This is a genomic window from Pseudomonas sp. ANT_J28 (assembly GCF_008370005.1).
Lineage (GTDB): Bacteria > Pseudomonadota > Gammaproteobacteria > Pseudomonadales > Pseudomonadaceae > Aquipseudomonas > Aquipseudomonas frigoris.
In genome coordinates, this window is sequence record NZ_VOBM01000025.1 from 1 (window position 1) to 16907 (window position 16907).

The following is a 16907-nucleotide window of genomic DNA, read 5'->3' on the forward strand; positions in this document are numbered from 1 at the left end:
AAGAAGACAGGGATTGATCAATCGAACTATGATTTTTCATGGACTCGCCCTCGCTGTCGTTGGCTGTTTAGACTGCCACCGTGGCGCATTGACGCCTCGGCTTGGGCGAGTCCATCCAATTACAAGGGATGCGTGTCGGCCAATAGGCTGTGGCCGTTTGCCGCACTTTTGCCTGCCAGCCCCCGTGCTTGGTTATACTCCGTGCGATCCGCCTGGAGCGCTCATCAGGAGAGCTCATGCTCGCCGCCGTTCAAATCACTTCCGCTACTCGCCAGAATCTCTGGCGGCTGACGTTCATCCGCACATTGGTGTTGGCCGCTCAGGCCGGTTCCGTGGGCCTGGCCTACTGGCTCGACTTGCTGCCGCTGCCCTGGTTCCAACTGGCCGCGACCCTGGGTTGCTCGATGTTGCTGTGCGCGTTCACGGCGATTCGCCTGCGCACCTCATGGCCGGTTACCGAACTCGAATACGCCGTGCAACTGGCCTGCGACCTGTTTATCCACAGTGCCTTGCTGTATTTCTCCGGCGGGTCGACCAACCCCTTCGTCTCTTATTACCTGGTGCCGCTGACCATCGCTGCCGTGACCTTGCCGTGGCGTTATTCGGTGATTCTGTCCGGTATTGCGTTGACGATGTACACCCTGCTGCTGGCGCGCTTCTATCCGCTGCAAACCTTCCCGATCGCTCGGGAAAACCTGCAGGTTTACGGGATGTGGCTGAGTTTCGCCCTGGCCGCGGCGGTCATCACCTTCTTCGCCGCACGCATGGCCGAGGAGCTGCGTCGTCAGGAAGAACTGCGCGCCATCCGTCGCGAAGAGGGCCTGCGCGATCAGCAACTGCTGGCCGTCGCCACCCAGGCCGCCGGTGCTGCCCATGAGCTGGGCACGCCGCTGGCGACCATGAGCGTGTTGCTCAAGGAAATGCGTCAGGACCATCACGACCCGATGTTGCAAGACGACCTGAGCGTGCTGCAGGATCAGGTCAAACTCTGCAAGGAAACCTTGCAGCAACTGGTGCGCGCCGCCGAGGCCAATCGCCGATTGGCCGTGGAAATGCAGGACGTCACCGATTGGCTCGACGAAGCCCTGAATCGCTGGCACCTGATGCGCCCGGAAGCCAGTTACCGCTTCCAGCGCTTGGGCCAAGGCACCGTGCCACGCATGGCGCCACCACCAGACCTGACCCAGGCGCTGCTGAATTTGCTCAACAACGCCGCCGACGCTTGCCCCGAAGGGTTGCAAGTGACGCTGGACTGGAATGCCGAGGATTTGACCATCAGCATTCGCGACCACGGCGCCGGTGTGCCGCTGGCCATTGCCGAGCAGATCGGCAAGCCGTTTTTTACCACCAAGGGCAAAGGTTTCGGCCTGGGCCTCTTTTTGAGCAAGGCCAGCGTGACACGCGCCGGCGGCTCAGTGAAACTCTACAGTCATGAGGAAGGCGGCACGCTCACCGAGCTGCGCCTGCCCCGTGTCGCCCGAGGAGACGAACATGAGTGACGAGATCCAAGTCGAAGGCGAAGGCGAAGAACTGCCGCATTTGCTGCTGGTAGACGACGACGCAACGTTTACCCGGGTGATGGCCCGTGCCATGGCCCGCCGTGGCTTTCGCGTCAGCACCGCCGGTTCCGCCGAAGAAGGCCTGACCATCGCTCAGGCTGACCTGCCAGACTACGCCGCGCTGGACCTGAAAATGGACGGCGATTCCGGCCTGGTGCTGTTGCCCAAGCTCCTTGAACTGGACCCGGAAATGCGCGTGGTAATCCTCACCGGTTATTCGAGCATTGCCACCGCCGTCGAGGCGATCAAGCGCGGTGCCTGCAATTACCTGTGCAAACCGGCGGACGCCGATGACGTGTTGGCCGCGCTGCTCTCCGAGCACGCCGACCTCGACACACTGGTGCCGGAAAACCCGATGTCGGTGGATCGCCTGCAGTGGGAACACATCCAGCGCGTGCTGACCGAACACGAAGGCAACATCTCCGCCACGGCCCGCGCCCTGGGCATGCACCGCCGCACGCTGCAGCGCAAACTGCAGAAGCGTCCCGTTCGTCGCTGAACCTGCGCTGAACGAATGCGGGCCGCTCCTCGCGACAAACCGAACCGATCATCTATGATCGGTTCGTGTGTGTTCTTTTCTTTATCGAGCCTTATCCATGAATCAGAACGCTGAATATTCCGCGGTCAACGATGCTGTGCGCGGGCAGTATTTTCGCAAAGTCTGGGCGATGACCACTCCTTACTGGCGCAGTGAAGAGAAGGGCAAGGCCTGGACGTTGCTGATCGCTGTGATCGCGCTGTCGCTGGTCAGCGTGGGGATCTCGGTGTGGTTCAACACCTGGTACAAGGATTTTTACAACGCCCTGCAACAAAAGGACGAGGCGGCCTTCTGGCGGCTGATCCTGTATTTCTGCGGGATTGCGGCGGTGGCAATCATCGGTGCCGTCTACCGGCTCTATCTGACCCAGATGCTGACCATCCGCTGGCGAGCCTGGCTCACCGAAAAGCATTTTGCCCGCTGGCTCGGCAACAAGAATTACTACCAGCTGGAACAGGGCGGTTACACCGATAACCCGGACCAGCGGATTTCCGAAGACCTCAACAACTTTACCTCGAACACCCTGGAACTGGGCATTGGTTTGCTTCGCAACATTGTCAGCCTGGTGTCGTTCTCGATCATTCTGTGGGGCGTGTCGGGCAGTATCGAAGTGTTCGGTTTCACCATTCCCGGCTACATGTTCTGGTGTGTGCTGGTCTATGCCGTGATCGGCAGCTGGCTGACGCATTTGATTGGTCGTCGCTTGATCGGTTTGAACAACCAACAACAACGTTTCGAAGCCGACCTGCGTTTTTCCATGGTGCGGATTCGCGAAAACGCCGAAAGCATTGCGCTGTACAACGGCGAGCCCAATGAAAACCGTCGCTTGAGCTACCGTTTCGGGATGGTCTGGCACAACTTCTGGGACATTATGAAGGTGTCCAAGCGTCTGACGTTCTTCACCGCCGGTTATAGCCAGGCCGCTATCATCTTTCCGTTCATGGTCGCGGCACCGCGTTACTTCGCTGGCAAGATCGAACTCGGCGATCTGATGCAAATCAGTTCGGCGTTCGGCAACGTGCAGGAGAGTTTCAGCTGGTTTATCAGTGCGTATCAGAATCTCGCCGCGTGGCGCGCCACCTGTGACCGACTGCTGAGTTTCCGCCAGGCCATGACCGACAACGAAGAGCGCGCACCGGCGATCGATGTGCAGAATCACGGCTCGGCGTTGAAGGTGCACAACCTTGGCCTGGACCTCGCTGACGGTCGTCACCTGCTGACCAACGCCGACATGACCGTGGAGGAGGGCGAGCGCGTCATGCTCAGCGGCCGTTCCGGCAGCGGCAAGTCCACCTTGCTGCGGGCGATGGGTCATCTGTGGCCGGCTGGTCACGGCAGTATTCGTCTGCCGACGGGGCGTTATCTGTTCCTGCCGCAAAAACCGTATCTGCCGATTGGCAGCCTGCGTGAAGCGCTGAGTTATCCACAGTCTGGCGATACGTATCCGCACGAGCGCTACGTTCATGTGCTGGAAGCCTGTCGTTTGCCGCATCTCGTTGCCCGTCTGGACGAAGCCAATCACTGGCAGCGCATGTTGTCGCCGGGCGAGCAACAGCGTCTGGCCTTCGCTCGTGCGCTGCTTTATGCACCGCAATGGCTGTACATGGACGAAGCGACCTCGGCGATGGACGAGGAGGACGAAGCGTCGCTGTATCAGACCTTGATCGATGAGATTCCGGGGTTGAGCATTGTCAGCGTTGGGCATCGCAGCAGCCTGAAGCGGTTCCATCCACGGCATGTTCGTATCGAGAATGGCCATCTGGTGGATCAAACCGTGACCGCATAATCGCCACAACCCCTCCTGTGGGGAATGGTGTTCACCCCGACGGTGATCGTACAACCGCGTTGAGCTATGATGCGGTTTCAGCCGCAACTTTCGAGAAAGACGTTCACCATGGAAAACCCGATCGACGCACCACGCCTCCCTCGCAAGCGCCGCAGCCTCGCTCAGGAACTGGTGACGGTGCTGTCCGAGCAGATCCGCGACGGTCACCTCAAGCGTGGCGACAAATTGCCCACCGAGTCGGCGATCATGGATGCCCATGGCGTCAGCCGCACCGTGGTGCGCGAAGCGATTTCCCGTTTGCAGGCGGCAGGGCAAGTGGAAACCCGCCACGGCATCGGCACCTTCGTGCTCGACACCCCAAGCCCGAGCGGTTTCCGTATCGACCCGGCGACCGTGGTCACGTTGCGTGACGTGCTGGCGATTCTGGAACTGCGCATCAGCCTCGAAGTGGAATCCGCCGGCCTTGCCGCGCAGCGCCGCAGCCCCGAGCAACTGGCGTTGATGCGAGCAGCGCTGGACGCGTTGAATGAAAGTGTTTCCCATGCCAGCGATGCCGTGGCATCCGACTTCCAGTTCCACCTGCAAATCGCCCTGGCGACGGGCAACCGCTATTTCACCGACATCATGACCCACCTCGGCACCAGCATCATTCCGCGCACGCGACTGAACTCGGCGCGCCTGGCACATGACGATCAGCAGCACTACATGAATCGTCTGAGCCGAGAGCACGAAGAAATTTACGATGCGATTGCACGTCAGGATTCGGATGCTGCGCGGGCGGCGATGCGGTTACATCTGACGAACAGCCGGGAGCGGCTGCGCCATGCGCATGAAGAGGCTGAGGCGCAGCGGGGGTAGGCCGTTATTGAGCGATGTCTGTGTCGTAGTCGACGTACTCGATTGTGTTATCCATTAACACTTTGTATTTTTTCTGAGTGATCACCCAGTTCACGTCGGGAATCGTCTCAAACTCAACGAGATTTCCGACTTGTACGGAGAGATCGAAATCGGGGGTTACCTCCAAGGCCGAGTGTTTGGTCGTTGTGGGAAAAGTGAACCGGTGAATTGTTTTCATGGCCGCATGCCTGATTGTTGATCGATCCGGTGATTTAGCGGTAAAGAGCATTTACGCGATACTGTAAGAAATAACAGTTTCGATGAACGGTCAGCGTCTCAGCACCGTTTGCTGCGTCATGGGAAATTCCATCGCGAGCAGGCTCGCTCCCACCTTGGGTCATTGGCGCCCACAAATAATGTGTTCACAGTAGATCCCTTCTGGGAGCGAGCCTGCGCGATGGGGCCATTAGCTTCAGCCAGTCTTCAGAATCGAACGATCCACCCTCACGGCCAACTGAGCCGCCGCAGATTTAACATCGAACATCGCCCCTCCATGCTTATCCACAACCCCCCGAGCAATCGGTACACCGTCAGCCAACAACTCCAACGGCGCGCCCTTCAGCGATTGCCCCGAGGCCAGTTCCAGTTTTAATTTGATAGTCATCATCGATCTCCTTATCAGGCAACGTTGCCAGTGGGTTTGTAATCCTTGAGCAGCAAATAAGTGCTCCAGCCCCACCAGTCGTCCACGGTGGCGGCGTCGTTCAGGTTGTTGACGTCCTTGCGTCGCAGCACCTTGTTGCCCTCGACCCTGAACAGCGGCGAGAAGTTGGTCGCCAGGTTCAGTACGGCTTGCAGATCAGGCATCTTTTTCAAGGCGCCGAATTGGCCGGCCGATGGGGCGATTCCGCTGAGATAAGCCGCGAACACTTCATCCGCAGACACCTGAACCGCCTGATTCACCTGGATGCGATTGGCGCTGGAGAGGTCGTCGAAGTAGCGCTTGTCCCCATACGCGTGCCATTGATCGCCGTTGCCATTGCGCACATTGAGGCCGAACTTGCTGTCTTCGTCGTGCATGAATCGCGTGATCAACGAACCCAGATCACTGGGCGTGACCACCGCTGCCAATTGTTTGCGCGGCACTCGCAAGTGGCCGGCGGAAAACAGGTCGGTCAGGTAGTGATCGGCAAAAGCGTTCATCGCATAGGCCAGCTCCAGCTGCTTTTCATCGCCGCTGGTGTAGGCCCGCACCGCTTGTTGCACCGCCGCGGTGTGCCCGGCGATGTAGGCCAGCAGCGCCCATTCGGCGAAGTGATCGGCATTGTTGGCGGCCAGTTTCAGGTAGCGGCCAAATGGGAGCAGCGCCGAAACGACACTGCCGCCGCCGGTGATCTTGTTCCACTCTTCCGACAACGTATCACCGAGGGCGTCATAGGCTTCGTGAGGTTGTTTACCGTCCTTGATCGCCTGCTTGATCGCGGCGATTTCCTTTTGCATCACGCCGAGGATCAGCTTGGCTTCAGCGTTAGCAGCAGGCAGCACGGCCAGCGAGTTGAAGGCGTTGGTAAAACGCTGGATTCGGTCGGCGCCTGTCGCGCCTTCGCTTATCGGTTGATCGGGAATTCCATAGAAATCACCTCCCAGCGCAATGACCTGGCCATAGGTCAGCGCCAGCCCATTGGGTAGATGCAGTTCCACCTGCGAAGCGGGGATAGCCGGTGCGTCCTTGATGAAGCGCAGCAGTGTGCTGTCGCCGATGGCGGTGTGTTCGCCACCCTCGAACCTCAGCTGTGGCTTGCCTTTCAGGGCATTGCCGGAGGCTGTGGGCAGAGGCGCGGGAAGGGTAGGCGTAGAGCTGTGATGATCAGCAATCTGCAAGATCACATGTGGGTTATTCCCGATGAGAGGGATGCCATGCTCGGTAAAAAGATCATCCAGCTCGGCAATGACCTGTTTTGGTTTTTCCTTCGGTTGTGCGTGTAGACCTGACATTTCTATCTCCTTGATATGTCGTCGGTACGATCAAAAAATAACTGTATGCATATACAGTTATCTGGATCATAGGCGAGAAATTTCCTACGTCAAGAAAATACCTTTCCGACTCAAATTCTGCGGTTGGTGATGAAATGCAGTTGACGGTTATTATTTAAGTTGTACGATGACCTACAACTTCGGCTCAGGCTGAACGGTTTTTTCACACACATACGTCGCTACCCAGGGTGTTCGAATAATGAATCCACAAGAACTGAAGTCCATCCTCTCTTCCGGTCTGCTGTCTTTCCCGGTTACCGATTTCAATGCTCAGGGCGATTTCCATCGCGCGGGCTACATCAAACGTCTCGAATGGCTGGCCCCATACGGCGCCACGGCATTGTTCGCCGCGGGCGGCACCGGCGAGTTCTTCTCTCTGGCGGCCAGCGAATATTCGGAAATCATCAAGACTGCCGTCGACACCTGCGAAACCAGCGTGCCGATTCTGGCCGGCGTTGGCGGTTCCACTCGTCAAGCCATCGAATACGCACAGGAAGCCGAGCGCCTGGGCGCCAAAGGCCTGTTGCTGCTGCCGCACTACCTGACCGAAGCCAGCCAGGACGGCGTTGCCGCCCACGTTGAAGCTGTGTGCAAATCGGTAAAAATCGGTGTGGTGGTTTACAACCGCAACGTCTGCCGCCTGACCGCGCCGCTGCTGGAACGTCTGGCTGAGCGCTGCCCGAACCTGATCGGCTACAAGGATGGCCTGGGCGATATCGAGTTGATGGTGTCGATCCGTCGCCGCCTCGGTGATCGCTTCAGCTACCTGGGTGGTTTGCCGACCGCCGAAGTTTACGCCGCTGCCTACAAGGCCCTGGGCGTACCGGTTTACTCCTCGGCGGTGTTCAACTTCATCCCGAAAACCGCGATGGATTTCTACCACGCCATCGCGCGCGAAGATCACGCCACCGTTGGCAAGATCATCGACGACTTCTTCCTGCCATACCTGGACATCCGTAACCGCAAAGCCGGTTATGCCGTAAGCATCGTCAAGGCCGGGGCAAAGATTGCCGGCTATGACGCAGGTCCTGTGCGTGCGCCGCTGACCGATCTTACCGGCGAAGAGTACGAAATGCTCGCCGCGCTGATCGACAAGCAAGGTGCGCAGTAACACATCCGATTAAACAAGGCCGCTGAGTATTCAGCGGCCTTTTGCGTGAGGAGAACATCCCGTGGCAGATGCAAAGCGTTTTGATAACTACATCAACGGTGAATGGATTGCGGGTAGCGATTACTGCACCAACATCAACCCGTCCGAATTGACCGATACCATCGGCGAATACGCCAAGGCTGATCTGGCTCAGGTCCACGCCGCCATCGACGCCGCTCGCGCCGCGTTCCCGGCGTGGTCCACTTCGGGCATTCAGGCACGTCATGATTCCCTGGATAAAGTCGGCAGCGAAATCCTCGCTCGCCGCGAAGAGCTCGGCACCTTGCTGGCTCGGGAAGAGGGCAAGACCCTGCCCGAAGCCATCGGCGAAGTGACTCGCGCCGGCAACATCTTCAAGTTCTTCGCCGGTGAATGCCTGCGCCTGTCCGGCGACTATCTGCCGTCGGTGCGTCCGGGTGTGAACGTCGAAGTGACTCGCGAGGCGCTGGGTGTGGTCGGTCTGATCACGCCATGGAACTTCCCGATCGCGATCCCTGCGTGGAAAATCGCCCCGGCCCTGGCCTACGGCAACTGCGTCGTCCTGAAACCGGCGGATCTTGTGCCGGGTTGCGCTTGGGCGCTGGCAGAAATCATCTCCCGCGCAGGCTTCCCGGCCGGCGTGTTCAACCTGGTAATGGGCAGCGGTCGAGTGGTTGGCGATGCGCTGGTGCAGAGCCCGAAAGTCGACGGCATCAGCTTCACCGGTTCCGTGGGTGTCGGTCGTCAGATCGCCGTTAGCTGCGTGTCGCGTCAGGCCAAGGTTCAGCTGGAAATGGGCGGCAAGAACCCGCAGATCATTCTCGACGATGCCGACCTCAAGCAAGCGGTCGAGCTGTCGGTACAGAGCGCGTTCTACTCCACCGGCCAGCGTTGCACGGCCTCGAGCCGCTTCATCGTCACTGCCGGGATTCACGACAAGTTCGTCGAAGCCGTGGCCGAGCGCATGAAGTCGATCAAAGTCGGTCACGCGTTGAAAACCGGCACCGACATTGGTCCGGTGGTCTCGCAAGCGCAGCTTGAACAGGACCTGAAGTACATCGACATCGGCCAGTCCGAAGGTGCACGTCTGGTCAGCGGCGGCGGTCTGGTGACTTGCGACACCGAAGGTTACTACCTCGCGCCAACCCTGTTTGCCGACAGCGAAGCCGCGATGCGCATCAGCCGCGAAGAGATCTTCGGCCCGGTGGCCAACGTGGTTCGCGTCGCGGATTACGAGGCTGCGCTGGCCATGGCCAACGACACCGAATTCGGTCTGTCGGCGGGCATTGCCACCACGTCGTTGAAGTACGCCAACCACTTCAAACGCCACTCCCAGGCCGGGATGGTGATGGTCAACCTGCCGACGGCGGGCGTGGATTACCACGTTCCATTCGGTGGGCGTAAAGGTTCATCCTATGGATCTCGCGAGCAAGGTCGCTACGCGCAAGAGTTCTACACCGTGGTGAAGACCTCTTACATCGGGTCGTAAACGCAAGACCCCTGTGGGAGCGAGCAATCGAGCGTCGACCGGCTGCTTCCACAACCAAAGATTCACCCGCGCATAAAAATAATCAGTGGGAGTACATCTACATGCAAGCGACCAAGCCGACCCACGTCCGCTATTTGATTTTGCTCATGCTTTTTCTGGTGACCACGATCAACTATGCCGACCGGGCTACCATCGCCATCGCGGGCTCCAGCCTGCAAAAAGACCTCGGCATCGACGCGGTCACCCTCGGTTACATCTTCTCTGCATTCGGTTGGGCCTACGTGGCCGGGCAAATTCCCGGTGGCTGGCTGCTGGACCGTTTCGGCTCGAAAAAAATCTACGCGCTCAGCATCTTCACCTGGTCGCTGTTCACCGTGCTGCAGGGCTATGTCGGTGAGTTCGGCATGTCCACGGCGGTGGTTGCGCTGTTCATGCTGCGCTTCCTGGTGGGCCTGGCCGAAGCGCCATCCTTCCCCGGCAACGCACGCATTGTTGCGGCCTGGTTCCCGACCGCTGAACGCGGTACGGCGTCTGCGATTTTCAACTCGGCGCAATACTTCGCCACCGTGTTGTTCGCGCCGCTGATGGGCTGGATCGTTTACAGCTTCGGCTGGCAGCACGTGTTCATCGTCATGGGCGTGATCGGCATCATCTTCTCGGGGATCTGGCTGAAGGTTATCCACAGCCCGCGCCAACACCCGATGATCAATGACGCCGAGTTCAAGCACATCGCCGACAACGGCGGGATGGTCGACATGGACCAGGACAAGGGCAAAGGCAAAAAGGTCGATGGACCGAAGTGGGACTACATCCGCCAGTTGCTGACCAACCGCATGATGCTCGGCGTGTATCTGGGCCAGTACTGCATCAACGGCATCACCTACTTCTTCCTGACCTGGTTCCCGGTGTACCTGGTGCAAGAACGCGGCATGACCATCCTCAAGGCGGGTTTCATTGCCTCGTTGCCGGCGATCTGCGGCTTTATTGGTGGTGTGCTCGGCGGCGTGATTTCCGACTACCTGCTGCGCAAGGGCCACTCGCTGACCTTCGCCCGCAAGGCGCCGATCATTGCCGGCTTGCTGGTCTCCAGCAGCATCGTGGCCTGCAACTACGTGGACGTTGAATGGATGGTTGTCGGCTTCATGGCCCTGGCATTCTTTGGCAAAGGCGTGGGTGCGCTGGGTTGGGCCGTGGTGTCTGACACCTCGCCAAAACAGATCGCCGGTCTCAGCGGTGGCTTGTTCAACACCTTCGGCAACATCGCCTCGATCACCACCCCGATTGTCATCGGCTACATCATCAGCTCCACCGGTTCGTTCAAATGGGCGCTGGTGTTTGTCGGTTGCAACGCCCTGGTCGCGGTGTTCAGCTACCTGGTAATCGTCGGTCCGATCAAACGTGTGGTACTCAAGGAGCCGCCAGTCAGTGGCCCTGAAACGAACAATAAATTATCTGAAGCGCATTCCTGAGGAGCGGCGTCATGCAGTTGATTGAACATTCCGACTCGCCGCGCTACATCCGCCTGCACGAGCGGGACAACGTAGTGATCGTGGTCAATGACCAAGGCGTGCCGGCCGGCACCGAGTTTCCGGACGGCCTGGTCACCGTGGATTTCGTGCCACAGAGCCACAAGGTCACCCTGGAAGACATTCCCGTGGGTGGCCAGGTGATTCGTTACGGGCAGACCATCGGCTACGCGTTGCAGCCGATTCCGCGCGGCAGCTGGGTCAAGGAAGATCAACTGCGCATGCCCACAGCGCCACCGCTGGACAGCTTGCCGCTGTCCACCGAAGTGCCGGCGGCGCAGGCACCGCTTGAAGGCTTCACGTTCGAGGGTTATCGCAACGCTGACGGCACCGTCGGTACGCGCAACATTCTCGGGATTACCACGACGGTTCAGTGCGTCACCGGCGTGCTGGACCATGCGGTCAAGCGCATCAAGGACGAGTTGCTGCCCAAGTATCCGCACGTTGATGACGTGGTCGCGCTGACCCACAGCTACGGCTGTGGCGTGGCGATTACCGCGACTGACGCGTACATCCCGATCCGCACGGTGCGCAACCTCGCGCGTAACCCGAACCTGGGTGGCGAGGCCTTGGTCATCAGCCTGGGCTGCGAGAAATTGCAGGCCGGGCAGGTGATGCACGAGAACGACAGCTCGGTGGATTTGAGCGATCCGTGGTTGTACCGCTTGCAGGATTCCAGTCACGGTTTCACCGAGATGATCGAGCAGATCATGGCGCTGGCCGAGACCCGGTTGAAGAAGCTCGATCAGCGTCGCCGGGAAACCGTTCCGGCGTCCGAGCTGATTCTCGGTATGCAGTGCGGCGGCAGCGATGCGTTTTCCGGGATTACCGCCAACCCGGCGTTGGGTTATGCCTCGGACCTGTTACTGCGCGCTGGCGCGACGGTGATGTTTTCCGAAGTCACCGAAGTGCGCGACGCGATTTACCTGCTCACGTCCCGTGCGGAAACCGAGGAAGTCGCTCAGGAACTGGTGCGCGAGATGGACTGGTACGACCGTTACCTGGCCAAGGGCGAAGCGGATCGCAGCGCCAACACCACGCCTGGCAACAAGAAGGGCGGGTTGTCGAACATTGTCGAGAAGTCCCTGGGCTCGATCGTCAAATCCGGCAGCAGCGCGATCAACGGGGTGCTGGGTCCTGGCGAGCGCTTTAAGCGCAAAGGCCTGATTTTCTGTGCGACCCCGGCCAGTGATTTTGTCTGCGGGACGTTGCAATTGGCGGCGGGGATGAACCTGCATGTGTTCACTACCGGGCGTGGCACGCCGTATGGTTTGGCGATGGCGCCGGTGGTGAAGGTGTCGACCCGGACCGAGCTGGCGCAGCGCTGGCCGGACTTGATCGACATCGATGCCGGACGGATTGCGACCGGGCGGGCTTCGATTGAAGACCTCGGCTGGGAGTTGTTCCACTACTACCTGGAGGTGGCCAGCGGCAAGAAGCAAACCTGGGCGGAGAAGCACAAGCTGCATAACGACATCACCCTGTTTAACCCGGCGCCAATCACCTGAAACCGCGTTATCGTTCTTCGCGAGCAAGCCCGCTCCCACATTTGAAATGCATTCCCCTGTGGGAGCGGGCTTGCTCGCGAAAGCGGTCTATCAGACGGCGGAGTCCCTAGTGGCTTATCATTAGCCCCCTAACGACGCTCACCCAAGGTTATCCCCGGCATGCTGGCTATCTTCCTCGAAACCCTGAACATCACCGCGCCGGTGTTTGCCATGCTGTTTCTGGGGGCGCTGCTCAAGCGCATCGACTGGATCAACGACAACTTCATCCACACTGCGTCGGCCCTGGTGTTTAACGTCACCATGCCAGCGTTGCTGTTTCTGGGCATCTTGCATGCCGACCTGCACGCCGCGTTGCAACCGGCGCTGCTGATCTATTTCTCGCTGGCGACGCTGGTGTGTTTTGCCATCGCCTGGGGCTGGGCGATCTGGAAGTGCCCGCGGGAAGATCGGGGGATTTATACCCAAGGCGCCTTTCGCGGCAATAACGGGGTGATCGGCCTCGCACTGGCGGCAAGCATGTACGGCGAATACGGGATTTCCCTCGGGGCGATTCTCGCGGCGTTGGTGATCCTGTTTTACAACACGCTCTCGACCATTGTGCTGGCGGTTTACAGCCCGGTGATCAAGTCCGACCCCTGGAGTATCTGCAAAAGTGTGATGGTCAATCCGCTGATCATCAGCGTGTTTGCGGCGGCGCCGTTTGCCTACTTCCAGATCAGCTTGCCGGGATGGCTTGAGAAGTCCGGCCAATACCTGGCGCAAACCACCCTGCCATTGGCGCTGATCTGCATTGGCGGCACACTGTCGCTGGTGGCCCTGCGCAAAAGCGGCAACATGGCGCTGAGTTCAAGCCTGGTGAAGATGATCGGCCTGCCGGTGCTGGCGACACTGGGGGCGTGGCTCTGGGGCTTTCGTGGTGCGGAGTTGGGGATTCTGTTTCTGTACTTCGGCAGCCCGACCGCCGCGGCCAGTTTTGTCATGGCCCGTCAGGCCAATGGCAATCATGAACTGGCGGCGGCGATCATCGTGATCACCACGTTGATGGCAGCGATCACCACCAACCTCGGGATCTTCCTGTTGCAGTGGGGCGGGTGGATCTAGTCGGCTTTCTGGTAGCTATCGATCACTTCCTGCGCCGCCCGAAACGCATCGATTGCCGCCGGGACACCGGCATACACCGCGCAATGCAGCAGCGCTTCACGGATCTCTTCCACGGTGCAGCCATTGTTCAGCGCACCGCGCACGTGGCCTTTCAATTCCTGCGGGCACTTCAACGCGGTCAGCGCGGCGAGGGTGATCAGGCTGCGGGTTTTCAATGGCAAACCTTCGCGGTTCCAGACGCTGCCCCAGGCGTGTTCGTTGACGAAGTCCTGCAGCGGTTGAGTGAACTCGGTGGCATTGCCCAGCGCGCGGTCGACGAAGGCGTCGCCCATCACTTGGCGGCGTACTTCAACGCCAGGCTTTTTATCATCGGTCATGGCAATTCACTCTTGTGGTGTTGGCGACGCCAGGCGCGCAGCGACGTGAACAGCAAAAACGCCACCAGCGCCGGCAGGGCAAAAAACAGCATCAGGTGTTCAAGCTTGCCGGCCAGCGGCATGCCGGTGGTGAACGACACCACGTGCAGACCGTAAGCCAGATACAAACCCAAAAACATCAGACCTTCGGCGCGGGTCACCCGGTAACCGGAATAAAACACCGGCAGGCACACCACCGCGACGCCGAGCATCACCGGCAAGTCGAAGTCCAGGGCGTTGGGCGATACCGACAGCGGCGACGGCGCGATCAACGCGGTGAAGCCCAGTACGCCCAAGAGGTTGAACAGGTTGCTGCCGATCACGTTGCCCACGGCGATGTCGCGTTGACCGCGCAAGGCGGCGATCAACGAGGTGGCCAGTTCCGGCAGGGAGGTGCTGGCAGCGACGATGGTCAGGCCGATGATCCGCTCCGACAATCCCAGATCGGTCGCGACCGAAACCGCCGCGCCCAACATCAAGTGCCCCGCGTAGACCAGCATCGCCAACCCCACCACGATCATCAGCAGACTGCTGAGCCAGGGTGCTTGCGGGACTTCGTGGGTCGTCGATTGCGGGCGGGTCGAGTGCCGCGACTGGCGCAGCGGCAGGCCCAGATACAGCACCAGCGCCGCGAGCAGCATCACGCCATCGGCGCGGGTCAGTTCTTCGTTCCACGCCAATACGAACACCAGCAGGCTGGCGCCGATCATCAGCGGGATATCCAGGCGCACCAGTTGCCGTGAAACCCGCAGCGGGATGATCAGCGCCGAGAGCCCGAGGGTGACGAGGATGTTGAAGATGCTACTGCCGATCACGCTGCCGACGGCGATGTCGGCGTTCTGCGCCAGGGTGGCTTGCAGGCTGACCGCCATCTGCGGTGCGCTGCTGCCGAGGGCGACGACGGTCAGCCCGATAATCAGCGGTCGTACATGCAGGCGCGCGGCGAGGCGCACGGCGGCGCGCACCATCAGCTCGGCGCCGGCGATCAGCAACAGCAGGCCGCTGAGCAATTCAATCACGCTGATCAGGGGTAAATCGGCAAGTCCGAAAATGGTCAGCGCTCCGTCTATCAGTCGTCGAGGGATTGCACGCGAACCTTCGCGGTGCCATTGCGCAGCATGCCCAACTGTTCGGCCGCTTCACGTGACACATCGATCAGGCGCCCACGAGAGTATGGCCCGCGGTCGTTGATGCGCACCACGCAGGACCTGTCGTTATTCAGGTTGGTAATCTTCACCCGGGTGCCAAACGGCAACTGGCGATGGGCGGCGGTCAGGGAATTCTTGTTGAAACGCTCGCCACTTGCGGTGCGTTTGCCATGGTGTTTGGCGCCGTAATACGAGGCAACGCCGGTCTTGTCATAGCCGTGTGGATCGATGGTGTCGGTGCTGGCGCAACCGGCCAGCAGAGAGAGCAGGGCACAGGCGCTGAGGAAGCGTTTCATTCGAAGGTTTCCACATACAAATGTGGGAGCGAGCAAGCCCGCTCCCACAGGGATTAGAGCCAGGCTTTAAATCTGGCTCCATTCTCATCAGCCTTCGAGCTTGCTTTTCAGCAGTTCGTTAACCTGTTGCGGGTTGGCCTTGCCTTTGGAGGCTTTCATGGCCTGGCCGACGAAGAAGCCGAACATTTTGCCGCGTTTGGCTTCGTCTGCCGCGCGGTATTGTTCAACCTGTTCGGCGTTGGCCGCGAGCATCTCGTCCAATACTGCCGAGATCGCGCCCGTGTCGGTCACTTGCTTCAAGCCGCGCTTGTCGATGATCTCGTCCGCGCTGCCTTCGCCGTTGGCCATGGCTTCAAACACCACTTTGGCGATTTTACCGGAGATGGTGTTGTCGGTGATGCGCAGCAGCATGCCGCCCAGTTGCTCGGCCGAGACCGGCGACTGATCGATGTCCAGGCCCTGTTTGTTCAACAGGCTGCCCAATTCAACCATCACCCAGTTGGCCGCCAGCTTGGCGTCGCCGCCGATGCTCACGACTTTCTCGAAGTAATCGGCTTGCTCGCGGCTGGTGGCCAGGACGCTGGCGTCGTAGACCGACAGACCGAACTGCGCCTGGAAGCGCTCGCGTTTCTGCGGTGGCAATTCCGGCAGGGTGGCGCGCACGTCGTCGAGGAACGAGTCTTCGATGACCACCGGCAGCAGGTCCGGATCGGGGAAGTAACGGTAGTCGTTGGCTTCCTCTTTGCTGCGCATCGGGCGAGTTTCGTCCTTGTTCGGATCGTACAGGCGGGTCTGCTGGATCACCTTGCCGCCGTCCTCGATCAGTTCGATCTGACGCTGCACTTCGGTGTTGATCGCCTTCTCGATGAAACGGAACGAGTTGACGTTCTTGATCTCGCAGCGCGTGCCGAATTCAACCTGTCCTTTCGGACGGATCGACACGTTGCAGTCACAACGCAGCGAGCCTTCAGCCATGTTGCCGTCGCAAATGCCCAGGTAACGGACCATCGCGTGGACAGCCTTGACGTAAGCCACGGCTTCCTTGGCGCTGCGCATGTCCGGCTCGGACACGATTTCCAGCAGCGGCGTGCCGGCGCGGTTCAGGTCGATGCCGGTGGCGCCGCTGAATTCTTCGTGCAGGCTTTTACCGGCGTCTTCTTCCAGGTGCGCGCGGGTGATGCCGACGCGTTTGACCGTGCCGTCTTCCAGAGCGATGTCCAGGTGGCCTTTGCCAACGATCGGTAATTCCATCTGGCTGATCTGGTAGCCCTTGGGCAGGTCCGGGTAGAAATAGTTTTTACGGGCGAATACGTTGTGCTGGCCGATCTCGGCATCGATGGCCAGACCGAACATTACCGCCATGCGCACTGCTTCCTGGTTCAGCACCGGCAATACGCCAGGCATACCGAGGTCAACCAGGCTGGCCTGGGTGTTCGGCTCGGAACCGAAAGTGGTGGAGCTACCGGAAAAGATTTTCGACCGGGTGGTGAGCTGGGTATGAATCTCCAGCCCGATCACGACTTCCCATTGCATGTGTTTC

15 protein-coding genes are annotated in these 16907 nt (G+C 59.8%); 9 read left to right on the top strand and 6 right to left on the bottom strand.

The features are described 5' to 3' along the window. Positions 1-236: 236 nt before the first annotated feature. From FQ187_RS18110 to FQ187_RS18125, 4 genes are all read left to right on the top strand, one after another. Positions 237-1499 carry an ATP-binding protein gene (locus FQ187_RS18110; RefSeq protein WP_149630532.1) on the top strand — a complete coding sequence of 421 codons (1263 nt, stop codon included), beginning with the start codon at positions 237-239 and terminating at the stop codon, positions 1497-1499. After that, entirely contained in the window at positions 1492-2058 is a 567-nt protein-coding gene (locus FQ187_RS18115; RefSeq protein WP_008148925.1) for a response regulator transcription factor, read from the top strand. The genes FQ187_RS18110 and FQ187_RS18115 overlap by 8 nt, the downstream gene beginning before the upstream one ends. A 97-nt stretch (positions 2059-2155) precedes the next feature. Beyond that, complete coding sequence (locus tag FQ187_RS18120; protein ID WP_149630533.1) at positions 2156-3883, top strand: ABC transporter ATP-binding protein/permease; 1728 nt, start codon at positions 2156-2158, stop codon at positions 3881-3883. A 108-nt stretch (positions 3884-3991) separates the two neighbouring features. After that, positions 3992-4741: a FadR/GntR family transcriptional regulator gene (locus FQ187_RS18125; protein ID WP_046045828.1), complete on the top strand. Its 750-nt coding sequence runs from the start codon at positions 3992-3994 to the stop codon at positions 4739-4741. A gap of 451 nt (positions 4742-5192) precedes the next feature. Here FQ187_RS18125 and FQ187_RS18135 read toward each other — a convergent pair whose 3' ends face one another. After that, complete coding sequence (locus tag FQ187_RS18135; protein WP_149630535.1) at positions 5193-5384, bottom strand: hypothetical protein; 192 nt, start codon at positions 5382-5384, stop codon at positions 5193-5195. Positions 5385-5398: 14 nt separating this feature from the next. Beyond that, the gene (locus tag FQ187_RS18140) at positions 5399-6715 is read right to left on the bottom strand and encodes a phospholipase (protein WP_149630536.1); all 1317 of its coding nucleotides are present in this window, start codon (positions 6713-6715) and stop codon (positions 5399-5401) included. Positions 6716-6953: 238 nt separating this feature from the next. Between FQ187_RS18140 and kdgD the strand changes: the two genes are divergently transcribed. The 5 genes from kdgD to FQ187_RS18165 all read left to right on the top strand — a co-directional run bounded on the left by kdgD (position 6954) and on the right by FQ187_RS18165 (position 13507). Then, positions 6954-7865, top strand: coding sequence for a 5-dehydro-4-deoxyglucarate dehydratase (kdgD, locus tag FQ187_RS18145; protein WP_109627960.1), 912 nt, complete (start codon positions 6954-6956; stop codon positions 7863-7865). A gap of 61 nt (positions 7866-7926) precedes the next feature. Next, a complete protein-coding gene (locus tag FQ187_RS18150; protein ID WP_149630537.1) occupies positions 7927-9372 on the top strand; it encodes an aldehyde dehydrogenase family protein in 1446 nt (481 codons plus the stop codon). Positions 9373-9398: 26 nt separating this feature from the next. Beyond that, positions 9399-10841 (top strand): MFS transporter, encoded by a 1443-nt coding sequence (locus tag FQ187_RS18155; RefSeq protein ID WP_256667347.1) that lies wholly within the window; start codon positions 9399-9401, stop codon positions 10839-10841. An 11-nt stretch (positions 10842-10852) separates the two neighbouring features. Continuing rightward, positions 10853-12406: a galactarate dehydratase gene (gene garD / locus FQ187_RS18160; RefSeq protein ID WP_149630538.1), complete on the top strand. Its 1554-nt coding sequence runs from the start codon at positions 10853-10855 to the stop codon at positions 12404-12406. A gap of 159 nt (positions 12407-12565) precedes the next feature. Further along, positions 12566-13507 (top strand): AEC family transporter, encoded by a 942-nt coding sequence (locus FQ187_RS18165; RefSeq protein ID WP_149630539.1) that lies wholly within the window; start codon positions 12566-12568, stop codon positions 13505-13507. Here the strand turns inward: FQ187_RS18165 and FQ187_RS18170 are convergent. The 4 genes from FQ187_RS18170 to gatB all read right to left on the bottom strand — a co-directional run bounded on the left by FQ187_RS18170 (position 13504) and on the right by gatB (position 16900). Then, positions 13504-13884, bottom strand: a complete 381-nt coding sequence (locus tag FQ187_RS18170; protein WP_149630540.1) for a carboxymuconolactone decarboxylase family protein — start codon at positions 13882-13884, stop codon at positions 13504-13506. The genes FQ187_RS18165 and FQ187_RS18170 overlap by 4 nt on opposite strands. Next, positions 13881-14942, bottom strand: a complete 1062-nt coding sequence (locus FQ187_RS18175; RefSeq protein WP_149630541.1) for a calcium/sodium antiporter — start codon at positions 14940-14942, stop codon at positions 13881-13883. Before FQ187_RS18175 ends, FQ187_RS18170 begins: the two co-directional genes overlap by 4 nt. 50 nt (positions 14943-14992) lie before the next feature. After that, a complete protein-coding gene (locus FQ187_RS18180) occupies positions 14993-15367 on the bottom strand; it encodes a septal ring lytic transglycosylase RlpA family protein (protein ID WP_149630542.1) in 375 nt (124 codons plus the stop codon). Positions 15368-15454: 87 nt separating this feature from the next. Then, complete coding sequence (gene gatB / locus FQ187_RS18185) at positions 15455-16900, bottom strand: Asp-tRNA(Asn)/Glu-tRNA(Gln) amidotransferase subunit GatB (RefSeq protein ID WP_149630543.1); 1446 nt, start codon at positions 16898-16900, stop codon at positions 15455-15457. Positions 16901-16907: the final 7 nt, after the last annotated feature.